This is a genomic window from Arthrobacter sp. Z1-9, assembly GCF_054792695.1.
In genome coordinates, this window is record NZ_CP096456.1 from 2,649,715 (window position 1) to 2,661,280 (window position 11,566).

An 11,566-nucleotide genomic window follows, 5' to 3' on the forward strand; every position below is an offset into this window, starting at 1 on the left:
GAAGGAGGCCACGCGTGGTACGGGGTGGCCCCAGGCTTGATCACGGACGGCGGCGGGAGCTTGGCCAGAGCTTCCAGGACGGCGGCCGGCACTACCAGCAGGTCCGTCCGGGCTACCCGGAAGAATCAGCCCGCTGGCTGGTGCCCCCGGGCGCCCGCGAGGCGCTCGATGCCGGTGCCGGCACCGGCAAGTTCACCGAACTGCTGCTGGACATGGGCCTGGCCGTCACGGCCGTGGACCCCTCTGCTGACATGCTCGAGCAGTTACGGGCGCACTATCCCGCTGCCACGGCAGTCCAAGCCACCGCGGAGGCGACGGGCCTGCCTGCCGCAGCCTTCGACGTCGTCAGTGTTGCCCAGGCATGGCACTGGTGCGACGCCCTGGCCGCCAGCTCCGAACTGGCCCGCGTCCTCCGCCCGCACGGGACGCTGGGCCTGGTCTGGAACCAGCTGGACACATCCGTGCCCTGGGTCCACCGGCTCTCCCGGATCATGCACGCCGGCGATGTGTACAAACCGGACTTCCGGCCTAACGTGGGGCCCGAGTTCAAGGGGCTCGAGGGTCACGTGACCCACTGGCAGGACCGGGTCAGCACCTCGGACCTGGTTGAGCTGACGAAGTCCAGAAGCTACTACCTGCGCGCCGGCGAAACCACCCGCGCCAAGGTGCTGGCCAACCTGGACTGGTACCTCCACGAGCACCTTGGCCACAGCCTGGATGACGAGCTTGAACTGCCGTATCTGACGCTCGCCTGGCGGGCCTTCAAGGCATGACGGCCAACCGGCAACGGGTAGGCTTGGAGCTGTGAAGACCAGCGCGCCCTCCTCCTCCATCGAGGATTACGTCAAGGTCATCTACTCGTTCACGGAATGGCAGGACAAGGCCATCACGTCCTCCCAGCTGGCCCAGCGCCTCGGCGTCGCGAATTCCTCGGTGTCCGAGATGGTCCGCAAGCTGAAGGACCAGGGCCTTGTTGACCACAAGCCCTATAGCGCCATCACCCTGACGGACGCCGGCGTCCGGCTGGCCCTTTCCATGGTGCGCCGCCACCGCCTGATCGAAACCTACCTTGTCCAGCAGCTGGGCTACAGCTGGGACGAGGTCCACGACGAAGCCGAGCTGCTGGAACACGCCGTCTCTGACACCTTCATTGAGCGGGTTTCAGCGAAACTCGGGAACCCCCAGCGGGATCCGCACGGTGACCCCATTCCCACCCCCGACGGGAAAGTGCTGATGCCGCGCGCCCACCTGATGGGTGAGCTGGACCAGGGGCACACCGGCAGGATCACCCGGATCAGCGATGAGAACCCGGACCTTCTCCGCTATCTTGCCGCCGAGGAAATAGACCTCGACGCCGAAGTGGAGGTTCTGGGCCGCAAACCGTTCGGCGGCGCCCTCGTGGTGCGGATCAGGAACTCGGGCAGGACCCGGGACTATGACCTGGCCGATGAAATCACGTCAGCCCTGTGGGTCCACAGCGATCATCCCCACACGGGCTGCCTGCTGGGAGACAGCTGAATGGAGCCGGCCGGCAAACCGGCGGGCCGCGCCTGGCTCGCCGTCGCCGCCGGTGGCCTCATCGGCACTGAACTGCGCTATGGACTGGGGCTGGCGTTTCCCGATCTTCCCGGTGCGGTTCCCTGGACCACGTTGTTGATCAACGTCGGCGGCAGCTTCATCCTGGCTGCATTGACCACTGCCTGGATGGCCCGCCCGCAGACCGCGTTCTGGTTACGGGCCGGGTTGGGGCCGGGCTTGCTGGGGTCCTTCACCACCTTCTCGGCCGTAGTCTTTTCCGTGGACCAGCTGGTCCGCGCCGGCGATCACCCGGTATGGGCCGCCTACCTGGCCCTGTCAGTGCTTCTGGGACTGGCGGCGGCGGGCCTCGGCTGGCGGTTTGGCGCGTTGCTGGCCGGGCGCTTTAACGCCGGCGCGGGCCGCCCGGCGTGATGACTGCTGCCCTGGTGGGCCTGTTCGGCGTCGCCGGGACGCTTCTGCGTTTCGGCGTTGACAGCTGGTTCGCGCAGCATGCGTCCATCCGTACCGCCCGTCCCGCCCGTTCCGCCCGTTCCGCCGGGCATTCCCCGCATGGTTGGGGGCACCAGGCGCGGCTGCACTGGCCCTGGGCCACACTGCTGGTGAATGTGACGGGATGTTTCATCATTGGGGTCTCGCACGCCATGACCATGAAGCTGGGGCTGGCCCCGGAATGGGAGGCCGCACTGGCCACAGGGCTGGCAGGCGGACTCACCACGTTCAGTTCATGGACCACGGCAACGGTGCGGTTGTTGACTGAAATGCGGTTCGGCTCCGCCGTACTGAATGTGGCGGCTAACCTTGGCCTGGGCTTTGCGGCTGCTGCGGCCGGGATTGCCCTCGCTTCCTAGCGCTGCTGCAGGCGATTTGGCCGGCTCGCGTATCGTGGATGGTGATGATTAGCAGACGCGACGCGGCCATTGCCCTTGATGTACCGATGGAAATGGCCCAGCGCCACGGCCTACCAAAGTGGATGTCCGAAGCTGAACTGGGTGAGATCCTGGACAACCCGCCACCCTGGCTGGTCCAGTCCCGCGCCAACCGCACCGGAAAACGGCCCGTCTGGGTCCACCTCGAGTGCGCCGTCTGCGGCTACGAGGAAGCAGCGCGCCCCAAAAAGTGGTGGCCCGACTTTACCTACGTGGTGTGCGGCCATCACAGCCCCGAGGACGTTCCGCGCGTCCGCGCAGGGTACGTCCGCAGCGAGTTCGACGGCGTCGGCACGCGTTTCGTAGGCATCGCAGACGTGCCGGGGCAGGACTAAGCCCGCAGCTTTTTGCGGCTGGGACGGCAGTGCTGCCTCCTGCTTACTTACCGTTGCTGACCATCTCTTCGGGGACTGCCGTCAAGTGGATTTCCGTACCGTCCCGCAGTACCGCCAGCGGGAGCGGTTCGCCGATGGCGTCTGCGAAGAGCAGTCGCTGGAGGCTTTCGGCGTCGCTGACGGGGCGGCCGCCAGCGGCGAGGAGGATGTCCCCCGCTGCCAGGCTGGCTTTGTCTGCGGGAGAGCCGGGGAGTACTTCCACCACGCGCAGGGCATCCCGCTGGCCGGTTCGAATGACGGCGCTGGGACTGAGGCGGGTCGGCGTGCTGACCAGGCCAAGGTAGGCCCGCCGCACCCGTCCGTCCGCCAGCAGCGCGGAGATGATCCGCTGCGTGGTGGCATTGATGGGGATGGCCAGGCCGAGTCCGGCGCCAGCCACGGCGGTGTTGATTCCGACGATCCGGCTGTGCGTATCGGCCAGCGCTCCGCCCGAATTGCCAGGATTGAGGGCCGCGTCCGTCTGGATGACGTCCTCGATGACGCGGCGGTTGCCTCCGGACCAGACCGGGATGGCGCGTCCCAGGCCGCTGACAACGCCCGCCGTGACTGAGCCCGCGAGACCCAGCGGGTTCCCGACGGCGACCACCAGCTGGCCCACCCGCAAAGACTCCGCAGCACCGAACTGCGCCGGCGCCACCCGCGGCGGCCTGCCGTGGACCACGGCAAGGTCGGACAGCGGGTCCGCGCCCACAAGTTCCAACTCCATCCGGTTGCCGTCAGCGAACACTGCGTGCCCCCGTTGGGTGCCAGCCACGACGTGGGCGTTCGTCAGGAGGTAGCCGTCCTCGGTGAAGAGCACCGCGGAACCGGCACCGACACGGACGCGTCCGTTGCGGCGGGCCGCGGACATTTCCAAGGCAGCAACGTGCGGCGTGACTGTGGCAGCCACGCGCATCACTGTCTGTGAATACGAGTCCAGGGCGTCGACGTCGGACACCTGTGAAGCTGGCTCGCTCCCCTGGTTCATGGGGCACCTCCTGGCGTAGAAGGATCCCGATGTCCACTGCGGTGCGGGGTCCTACCCGAGTCAACCACCAGGGGCCTGCCGCTAGTCCCGGCAGCGCTACGCCTTGGGTGAACGAAGCCACGGAGGGGCCTGGGTCAGTTTTGGGGGCGGCTCGCCGGTGGCACGCGGCTGGTGCCCCCGGGGAAGGGGGCACGGGAAGGGGGCAAAGAAAAACACCCCGGTCGGAGGACCGGGGTGTTATCCCGATGAGCCAACCCTTCCATCAAGGAAGGGTTGGCTCATCATAAATGTGGAGATGGGGGGAATTGAACCCCCGTCCGATGTCGTGTTGTCAGGGCTTCTCCGGGCGCAGTTTGCGTCGGATTTTCTCGGCCCCAGCCATGCTGCAAACAGCTGGCTGATCCGGGCCCAGTCATCTAAGAGTCCCGTCCACCCCGATGACGGAGGTGAACAGCAGTGGCTATCTAAATTACGCCAGGATCCGGGGCGATAGCAACCTCGGGCTGACGGACTGTCTTACTGGTTAAGCAGCAAGAGCGAAGTCAGTGCGCTTAGATTCGGCACTTATTGGTTTGCAGAAAGCGTTTACGAGATAATTCTGCATCCTCGGCCCGCTTCACCTGTCGCGACTAACATCGTCGAAACCGATCATCCCCATATTCTTTTATCAAACCGGCGGATCAAGCCCACCGGACTACCCATCATAACGCATCAGTCAGGGAATTCATTCCAGCCTAGCGGCGGCGGTTTCGTTCCCGCATTTCCCGCTGGGCTTCGCGGTTGTCCTGCTGTTCGCGGAGGGTCTGGCGCTTGTCGTACTCGCGCTTGCCGCGGGCAACCCCGATTTCGACCTTGGCCCGCCCGTCTACGAAGTACAGCTGCAGCGGAACGATGGTGAAGCCCGATTCACGCACCTTGTGCGAAATCTTGACCAGTTCCTCGCGGTGCAGCAGCAGCTTGCGGCGGCGCCTGGCGGCGTGGTTGGTCCAGCTGCCCTGGTTGTACTCCGGGATATGGATGGCTTCCATCCACAGCTCGTCGTTGTAGAAGGTGCAGAATCCGTCCACCATGGAGGCGTGGCCCTCACGCAGGGACTTTACTTCGGTTCCCATGAGCGCGATTCCAGCCTCGTAGGTATCCAGCACATGGTAATCGTGCCGGGCCTTCCGGTTGGTGGCCACCACTTTACGGCCACTTTCTTTAGGCAAGGGAAAGCTCCTCAGTTCAAGAATCGGATGTCCTCCGAGCCAGCCAGCGCGGAGTCATACCAGTGTACGGCAGGGTTATGCGCCCTACAGCAGCCCCATCGGGTCCACCGGGTTGCCGTTGAGCCAGGTTTCGAAGTGGGCATGGCAGCCGGTGGAGTTGCCGGTGTTGCCGGAGTAGGCGATCAGCTGGCCTTGCGAGACGCGCTGGCCGTTCGACACCACGATGCTCGCGTTGTGGTAGTAGATGGTATTCAGCGTGTTGCCTTGCATCAGGCCGTGCGAGATCTTGACCCGCCAGCCGCCTCCGTCCGCAGAGCTCCAACCGGAGCCGAAGACCTCCCCTGCCGCTGAAGCGTAGACAGGTGTGCCGCAGGCTGCTCCGAAGTCCAGCCCCGTGTGCATGTAGCCGCCCTGCCCGTAGAAGTCGATGGTGCCTGGCGGGGTGGCCCGCCACCCGAACCCGGACGTGATCGGCACGCTTCCGCCAAAGGGATGCCGCAGGCCAAAGGCCGACGGCGACCCGACTGAGGGCGCGGGCCGCGCGGGCGGCACATATGGTTGCACGGGCGGTGGCGGCTGGTTGCGTGCTGCTGCCGCCGCCGCAGCAGCAGCGGCTGCGGCCTCCGCCTGCCTGCGGTGCTCAGCTGCGGCGGCTTCCGCCAGCCTCCGCTGCTCGGCTTCCCAGGCTTCCCGCAGCTTCCGGTCGCGTTCCTGAATTTCAGCTGCTACGGCGTTCTGGCTGGCCTGGACACCGGCCAACTGCGTCTGGATGCCGGGCTTTGCCGCCTGCAGTTCAGCGTCGAGGCGGTTAGTGTCAGCGATCAGCTGATCGACCTGTTCCTTCTTCGCTGCGGCCTCATCGCGGGCAGCCTTTTCGCGCTCCAGGGCGGCGTCGGCTTTGGCCTTTAAATCTTTGATCTCCGCCTCGACTGCCTGAAGCCGGGCCTGGGAGTTCACGTTCGTGGCGTTCTGCTGCGAAAGCTTGTCCATGGCTGCGTTCTGACTGCGCATCGCCTGGTCTGCCAGATCCATGGTCTCGGTCAGGCTTCCGCCGTTGTTGGAGCCGAAGAACAGGGACAGGTTGGATGGCACACCCCCGGACTTGTACGCCTGGGTGGCGATCTGGCCGATCAGCTTCTTGGTGTCGGCAATCTTCTGTTTGTCCGTTTCCATCTGCTGCGTGATTTTGGCCTTGTTTTGCTGGGCCATGTCCACGCGGGCGGAGAGTGCTTCGACTTCCTTGACGGCCCCGGCCACGCGGCCCTGGGCTTCCAAGAGGGCTTGCTGGGCGCCGGGCAGCTGGCCCTGGTAGATGACCAGGTCACTGGCCGCTTTGGCGATGCGGGAATCGACGAATTCCAGGGACTGCTGGACCCTGGCTGCCTCTGCTTCAAGCGCTTTTTGCTTGTCTTCAAGCTCGCCGGCGAAAGCCACCGGCGTGGAGGAAGCCAGCCCTGCGGCGAGGACGACTGCGAGCACAGCGCTGATGACGCCGGTGCGCTGGGGCGCCCTGGCCCGGCTGTTCTGCCGGTGCCGCGGGGAATTTTGGTCCGTTAAGTTCATGAGCATTCCTTGTTCGGTTTGCATACCTAGACGCGAAGGTATCGGCGCAAGGTCAAGAGAGACGAAATTCCCGCCAAGGATCCGCCAAGGATTATCAGCGCGGGTGCGAGGATCAGCGTTTGGCCGGACGATATGAAGGCGGTATCCGGGTACTGCTGGGACATGAACTCGCCGAGGAAGAAGTGCGCAACCGCCCACAGGGTGGCGGAGGCCAGTGCAGCGCCGACGACCGCGGCGATGACGCCTTCGAGGATGAAGGGCAGCTGGATCACTGTCTTGGAAGCACCCACCAAGCGCATGATGCCCGTCTCGCGGCGGCGGCTGAAGGCCGAAAGCCTGATGGTGGTTGCGATCAGCAGGATGGCGCACACGATCATGACACCGGCGATGCTGACCGCCACGAGGGAGGCTCCGTTCATTACCGAGAAGAGTCGCTCAAGCAGCTGGCGCTGATCGATGACCGTTTCCACGCCGGGCTGGGAGGAAAACGTCTCGCTGATGATCTGGTACTTTTCCGGATCCTTCATGTTGATCCGGAAGGAGGCCGGCAGCTGGTCCGGGGTAACGGAGTCCACGATGGGCGAATTGGAGAACTGGTCCTTGAAGTGCTTGTACGCCTCTTCCTTGGACTCAAACTGGAAGTCGTTAATGTATTGGGCAACCGCAGGAGATTCCAGCAGTGCGTTGAGGCTTTCCTGTTGCTCAGAGGTGACCGACCCGCCGGCGCAACCAGCCGCCGTCGACCCTTCACTGCACAGGAAGATGGCCACCTGGACTTTGTCGTACCAGTAGCCCTTCATCTGGTTGATCTGCATCTGCAGCATTCCTGCAGCGCCAACGAAGGTGAGTGAGACGAAGGTGACCAGGATGACGGAGACCACCATGGAAAGGTTGCGGCGGAGGCCGCTGCCGATCTCGCTGAGGATGAACGCAAGCCTCATCGCTGCCCCTCATCTTCCCGCGGCTGTCCCGTCTCCGGGTCTTCCCTGCCGCTGGCGTCCTTCAGCCTGCGTGACTGTCCCACGACCGGAATCATGGACGTGTACAGTGCCTTTGCCTCGTCGCGGATAACAACGCCGTTTTTGAGTTCGACTACGCGCTTGCGCATCTCGTTGACGATGTCGTCGTCGTGGGTGGCCATCACCACGGTGGTTCCGTTTTGGTTGATTTTGTCGAGGATGCCCATGATGCCCATCGAAGTGGTGGGATCCAGGTTTCCGGTGGGCTCGTCCGCGAGGAGGATACCGGGCCGGTTCACGACGGCGCGGGCGATGGCGACGCGTTGCTGCTCACCGCCGGAGAGTTCATGCGGCATGCGGTGCTCTTTGCCCTCCAGGCCCACGGTCTTGAGGACCTCGGGAACGGTGTCCCGGATAACGCTGCGGCTCTTGCCGATGACCTGCATGGCGAACGCTACGTTTGCGAAGACGTTTTTTTGAGGCAGGAGCCGGAAGTCCTGGAAGACGACGCCGATGCCGCGGCGAAGCCGCGGGACGCGCCAACTGGAGATCTTGGCGACGTTTTGGCCGGCAACGTAGACAGCGCCGGACGTTGCCCGGTCTTCTTTGAGGACCAAGCGGAGGAAGGTTGATTTGCCGGAGCCGGACGCGCCGACCAGGAAGGCGAATTCGCCGCGGTCAATCTCAAGGTTGACCGAGTCCAGCGCAGGCCGGGCTTTCTGGTCGTAGACCTTGGTGACATTTTCGAATCGGATCATGGCCCTAAGTACCCTGCAGGCATGGCTGATTCTGATGCAGCCCAGTTCTGCAGCCGGCGCACGGGTTTCGTTTGGGGAAAGTAGGGCCCCGGCCCCTTGACTATACTCAGGAACTCCGGCGCGTCACGCAGGTTTCAGGTGGCGTGTCGCCGGATCCTGGTTTGCCCCGTGGCGCGGGCGGTGGTGTTGTGCCCTACTTCTCGGCGTTGCGGTTGTCCGTGCGCCACCGGATGCCGGCGTCGATGAAGTCGTCGATTTCACCGTCGAACACAGCCGAGGTGTTTCCGACTTCGTGCTCGGTCCTCAGGTCTTTGACCATTTGGTAAGGGTTGAGGACGTAGGAGCGCATCTGGTCGCCCCAGGACGCCTTGACATCGCCGGCGAAAGCCTTCTTTTCGGCATCCTCCTGCTCTTTTTTCAGGAGCAGAAGCCTGGATTGCAGGACGCGCATGGCTGCCGCGCGGTTTTGCAGCTGCGACTTTTCGTTCTGCATGGAAACCACGGTTCCGGTGGGGATGTGGGTCAGGCGGACCGCGGAGTCCGTGGTGTTAACAGACTGCCCGCCCGGGCCTGAGGAGCGGAAAACGTCGACACGGATCTCGTTGTCCGGGATGTCGATGGAGTCGGTTTGCTCGATCAGCGGGATGACCTCGACGGCGGCGAAGGAAGTCTGGCGCCGGCCCTGGTTGTCAAAGGGGCTGATCCTCACGAGCCGATGGGTGCCGGCTTCAACACTGAGTGTCCCGAAGGCGTAAGGAGCCTTCACCTCAAAGGTTGCAGACTTCAGCCCCGCTTCTTCAGCGTACGAGGTGTCCATAACAGTGGTGGGGTAGCCATGCCGTTCGGCCCAGCGGAGGTACATGCGCATCAGCATCTCGGCAAAGTCGGCAGCATCCACGCCGCCGGCGCCTGCCCGGATGGAGACGACAGCCTCGCGCTCGTCATACTCACCTGAGAGCAGGGTGACGACTTCAAGTTCCTTCAAGGCTTTCTTGATGGACTCCAGTTCAGCGGCAGCCTCGCCCATGGAAGCGGCGTCGTCCTCGTCCTGCCCGAGCTCCACCAGGACCTCAAGGTCATCGATTCTTGAGGCCAGATTGTTGAGGCGTTCCAGCTCCGACTGGCGGTGGGAAAGCCGCGACGTGATTTTCTGCGCCGCTGCGGGGTCGTCCCACAAGTCCGGTTCTCCGGCCCGCTCACTGAGTTCGGCGATGTCTTCCTTCAGCGCTTCTACATCCGAGACCCGCTCAATCGACTCGTAGGTGGCGCGAAGGGCGCGGATTTCAGCGGAAAAATCAATATTGGCCATGGTTGTTTAAGCCTACGCCATCCCTGCTGGGGCCCCGGACCTTGCGACGTATGGTTGCAGGCGGGGAGCCTCTGGGCTGTTGGCGCGCGAAACCCGGGCGGCTAGTCCGGCACACCTGACGGCATCAGCGGGTAAGCCGCGAGCGGGCTGTTGACGTCGCCTCGATCCTGATGCCATCAGGCATCAGGAAGTTCACCACTGGCGGGTGTACAGCAGCCGTCAATACAACGACGGCGGTAGAACCGTCGGGACTCCCCGTTGCCCCCGCAACGGCGAGCCCATCGAAGCGCTGTGACGCGGGGCTCCGGGAGACAAAGTCCGCTGCCACGTTCCGAACTCTCGCGGGATTCAGAACCGCGGAGGGGCTGCCGCCCTGTGTCGCCACCTCCCCGAGGGTGTAGCTGTCGGCGGCAGCAAGGGAGGCGCCGTCGGCCAAGGAGAGCAGGCGCTTATGTTCGAGGTAGACGGACGAAATGCCGATGACCACCGTTGTGACAAGCAGGGCTATAACGACGTAACCAAGGATCATCACCATCATTTGCCCGTTTTCATCCCGGGCCACTTCTCTCACCGGAACCTGCCGACGAGTTGGGTGGATGACGCTTCCACCTCGCTGGCGCTGAGCCGGAAGTCATCGTTGAACGGCACGAAGGGCAGCGGCACCGTCAGGCTCACTGTCACCGTGACGGTGCTTCCGGCGGCCTGGCAATCTTCCGGATTGCAGGATGTTGCTACCCGTGCCCCTTCGGGCTGGTGTCCGAAGTCGGCGAGCGCGATTGCCACCGCCTGTTCGGCTGCTGCCCGGGCAGTGGCTGGGTCAGGCTGCGCTACGTATACCTTGGCGGCCTGATCAGCCGCCCCCACAACAGCGAAGGAACCGCCCTGGATCTGGCTTACGGTGATGATGAAGTACACGAGCGGCACCATCAGCAGCAGCGCCAGGAACGTGAACTCGACGACCGCGCTCCCCCGTTCATGCTGGTTGGCGGGCGATAGCAGCGGTGAATGGTCCCGCCAGTGAACACCGGCCCGCCCGCTTCGCCGGCGGCGCAGGGACTCGGGCACGGCCAAGTGCTCCTGCCCTGCAGTGTTCGGTGCGATGCAGAGGGCTGCCATCAGCCGGCGAAGAGATGCAAGGTTCGGGTCACGGCTGAATAGCGGCATGGCCTTTCACCTCCAACAGGTCCCGGGGCCCGATGAGACCCACCACAGGCATGGGAGCCCGTACGGTCACTTCCAGGGTCCGCAAGCCTTGATACGTCACCTCACTGGTGCTTACTTGCTGAGCAAAGCCGGCATTCAGGGCGGACTGGATGAGGCTCCGCGTCCTTTCCTCCGCGTCGGCTGCACCCCGGTCAGCGAGGGTTCCGTACCTGGCACCCGATGCCGCTGCGTCGATCAAAGTGTTCCTTACGTGCAGAACCAGTGCCAGCTGAATGATCGCAAGGAAGAACAATGTGAGGAGGATGCCGACCAGGACGAAATCGACCACTGCAGAGCCGCGCTCCCGGGATCCGGCTTCCCGTGCAGCTGGGTGATGGGAGACAGATTTGCCCGGGCGTCCCGCTTTGCGGCCCATGTCCAGAGCGCGGTCCGGGTTTTGACCGCGGGTGGACGTTGTCATGTGTTAGCTTCCGACCTTGTCCATCGCCTGGTTGAACATGGATTCGAGTGCCGGGCCGGCGAGTGCCAGCAGCGCAGCCACGAGGACGGCCGACATAAGGGTAATCATCACCCAGCCGGGGACGTCACCGCGTTCAGGGTGATCCGTCGCTGAGCCTCTTTGCGAGCGTGTGTTCCCGTTTCCGACGACCACGACTGCCAGCAGTGCTGCGGCAAGGGACAGGAACAGCACCATCGAGCGGATCCCCAAATTTTTCATTCTTTCCGTCCTATTCGTTCTTTTCCAGCTATGAGTGGTCGTTACGTACTTCTCTTTTGA

15 protein-coding genes and 1 other RNA gene are annotated in these 11,566 nt (G+C 64.0%); 5 read left to right on the forward strand and 11 right to left on the reverse strand.

Annotation, left to right across the window (positions count from 1 at the left end):
- Nucleotides 1-14: 14 nt before the first annotated feature.
- The 5 genes from M1D93_RS12265 to M1D93_RS12285 are packed head-to-tail and all read left to right on the forward strand — an operon-like array spanning nt 15 to nt 2,800.
- A complete protein-coding gene (locus M1D93_RS12265; protein WP_461171807.1) occupies nt 15-773 on the forward strand; it encodes a class I SAM-dependent methyltransferase in 759 nt (252 codons plus the stop codon).
- A gap of 31 nt (nt 774-804) precedes the next feature.
- Entirely contained in the window at nt 805-1,518 is a 714-nt protein-coding gene (locus tag M1D93_RS12270; RefSeq protein WP_461171808.1) for a metal-dependent transcriptional regulator, read from the forward strand.
- Nucleotides 1,519-1,950, forward strand: a complete 432-nt coding sequence (locus M1D93_RS12275; protein WP_461171809.1) for a fluoride efflux transporter FluC — start codon at nt 1,519-1,521, stop codon at nt 1,948-1,950.
- Nucleotides 1,950-2,387, forward strand: a complete 438-nt coding sequence (locus M1D93_RS12280) for a FluC/FEX family fluoride channel (protein WP_461175006.1) — start codon at nt 1,950-1,952, stop codon at nt 2,385-2,387. Before M1D93_RS12275 ends, M1D93_RS12280 begins: the two co-directional genes overlap by 1 nt.
- Nucleotides 2,388-2,431: 44 nt before the next feature.
- Complete coding sequence (locus tag M1D93_RS12285) at nt 2,432-2,800, forward strand: hypothetical protein (protein ID WP_461171810.1); 369 nt, start codon at nt 2,432-2,434, stop codon at nt 2,798-2,800.
- 43 nt (nt 2,801-2,843) lie between these two features.
- Here M1D93_RS12285 and M1D93_RS12290 read toward each other — a convergent pair whose 3' ends face one another.
- The 11 genes from M1D93_RS12290 to M1D93_RS12340 form a co-directional block, all read right to left on the reverse strand.
- Nucleotides 2,844-3,827, reverse strand: coding sequence for a S1C family serine protease (locus tag M1D93_RS12290; RefSeq protein ID WP_461171811.1), 984 nt, complete (start codon nt 3,825-3,827; stop codon nt 2,844-2,846).
- Between the two features lie 287 nt (nt 3,828-4,114).
- Nucleotides 4,115-4,483: a transfer-messenger RNA gene (gene ssrA, locus M1D93_RS12295) on the reverse strand.
- A 78-nt stretch (nt 4,484-4,561) separates the two neighbouring features.
- Nucleotides 4,562-5,035, reverse strand: coding sequence for an SsrA-binding protein SmpB (gene smpB / locus M1D93_RS12300; RefSeq protein WP_461171812.1), 474 nt, complete (start codon nt 5,033-5,035; stop codon nt 4,562-4,564).
- Nucleotides 5,036-5,119: 84 nt separating this feature from the next.
- A complete protein-coding gene (locus M1D93_RS12305) occupies nt 5,120-6,598 on the reverse strand; it encodes a peptidoglycan DD-metalloendopeptidase family protein (protein ID WP_461171813.1) in 1,479 nt (492 codons plus the stop codon).
- A gap of 26 nt (nt 6,599-6,624) precedes the next feature.
- Nucleotides 6,625-7,539 carry a permease-like cell division protein FtsX gene (ftsX, locus tag M1D93_RS12310; RefSeq protein ID WP_461171814.1) on the reverse strand — a complete coding sequence of 305 codons (915 nt, stop codon included), beginning with the start codon at nt 7,537-7,539 and terminating at the stop codon, nt 6,625-6,627.
- Nucleotides 7,536-8,315 (reverse strand): cell division ATP-binding protein FtsE, encoded by a 780-nt coding sequence (ftsE, locus tag M1D93_RS12315; protein WP_461171815.1) that lies wholly within the window; start codon nt 8,313-8,315, stop codon nt 7,536-7,538. The genes ftsX and ftsE overlap by 4 nt, the downstream gene beginning before the upstream one ends.
- A 193-nt stretch (nt 8,316-8,508) precedes the next feature.
- Nucleotides 8,509-9,624, reverse strand: coding sequence for a peptide chain release factor 2 (gene prfB, locus M1D93_RS12320; RefSeq protein WP_461171816.1), 1,116 nt, complete (start codon nt 9,622-9,624; stop codon nt 8,509-8,511).
- Nucleotides 9,625-9,748: 124 nt separating this feature from the next.
- Nucleotides 9,749-10,162, reverse strand: a complete 414-nt coding sequence (locus M1D93_RS12325) for a pilus assembly protein TadG-related protein (protein WP_461171817.1) — start codon at nt 10,160-10,162, stop codon at nt 9,749-9,751.
- 29 nt (nt 10,163-10,191) lie between these two features.
- On the reverse strand, nt 10,192-10,788 hold the full coding sequence (locus M1D93_RS12330) for a hypothetical protein (protein ID WP_461171818.1): 597 nt from the start codon (nt 10,786-10,788) through the stop codon (nt 10,192-10,194).
- Nucleotides 10,769-11,248, reverse strand: coding sequence for a TadE/TadG family type IV pilus assembly protein (locus M1D93_RS12335; RefSeq protein ID WP_461171819.1), 480 nt, complete (start codon nt 11,246-11,248; stop codon nt 10,769-10,771). Before M1D93_RS12335 ends, M1D93_RS12330 begins: the two co-directional genes overlap by 20 nt.
- A 3-nt stretch (nt 11,249-11,251) precedes the next feature.
- Nucleotides 11,252-11,506, reverse strand: coding sequence for a hypothetical protein (locus M1D93_RS12340; protein ID WP_461171820.1), 255 nt, complete (start codon nt 11,504-11,506; stop codon nt 11,252-11,254).
- Nucleotides 11,507-11,566: the final 60 nt, after the last annotated feature.

What these genes read in the sequence shown, in the direction of transcription:
- M1D93_RS12305 (WP_461171813.1), bottom strand. Translation starts at nt 6,598, where the DNA reads ATGAACTTAACGGACCAAAATTCCCCGCGGCACCGGCAGAACAGCCGG.
- ftsX (WP_461171814.1), bottom strand. Translation starts at nt 7,539, where the DNA reads ATGAGGCTTGCGTTCATCCTCAGCGAGATCGGCAGCGGCCTCCGCCGC.
- M1D93_RS12340 (WP_461171820.1), bottom strand. Translation starts at nt 11,506, where the DNA reads ATGAAAAATTTGGGGATCCGCTCGATGGTGCTGTTCCTGTCCCTTGCC.
- M1D93_RS12285 (WP_461171810.1), top strand. Translation starts at nt 2,432, where the DNA reads ATGATTAGCAGACGCGACGCGGCCATTGCCCTTGATGTACCGATGGAA.
- M1D93_RS12335 (WP_461171819.1), bottom strand. Translation starts at nt 11,248, where the DNA reads ATGACAACGTCCACCCGCGGTCAAAACCCGGACCGCGCTCTGGACATG.
- M1D93_RS12325 (WP_461171817.1), bottom strand. Translation starts at nt 10,162, where the DNA reads ATGATGGTGATGATCCTTGGTTACGTCGTTATAGCCCTGCTTGTCACA.
- ftsE (WP_461171815.1), bottom strand. Translation starts at nt 8,315, where the DNA reads ATGATCCGATTCGAAAATGTCACCAAGGTCTACGACCAGAAAGCCCGG.
- prfB (WP_461171816.1), bottom strand. Translation starts at nt 9,624, where the DNA reads ATGGCCAATATTGATTTTTCCGCTGAAATCCGCGCCCTTCGCGCCACC.
- M1D93_RS12330 (WP_461171818.1), bottom strand. Translation starts at nt 10,788, where the DNA reads ATGCCGCTATTCAGCCGTGACCCGAACCTTGCATCTCTTCGCCGGCTG.
- M1D93_RS12275 (WP_461171809.1), top strand. Translation starts at nt 1,519, where the DNA reads ATGGAGCCGGCCGGCAAACCGGCGGGCCGCGCCTGGCTCGCCGTCGCC.
- M1D93_RS12280 (WP_461175006.1), top strand. Translation starts at nt 1,950, where the DNA reads ATGACTGCTGCCCTGGTGGGCCTGTTCGGCGTCGCCGGGACGCTTCTG.
- M1D93_RS12290 (WP_461171811.1), bottom strand. Translation starts at nt 3,827, where the DNA reads ATGAACCAGGGGAGCGAGCCAGCTTCACAGGTGTCCGACGTCGACGCC.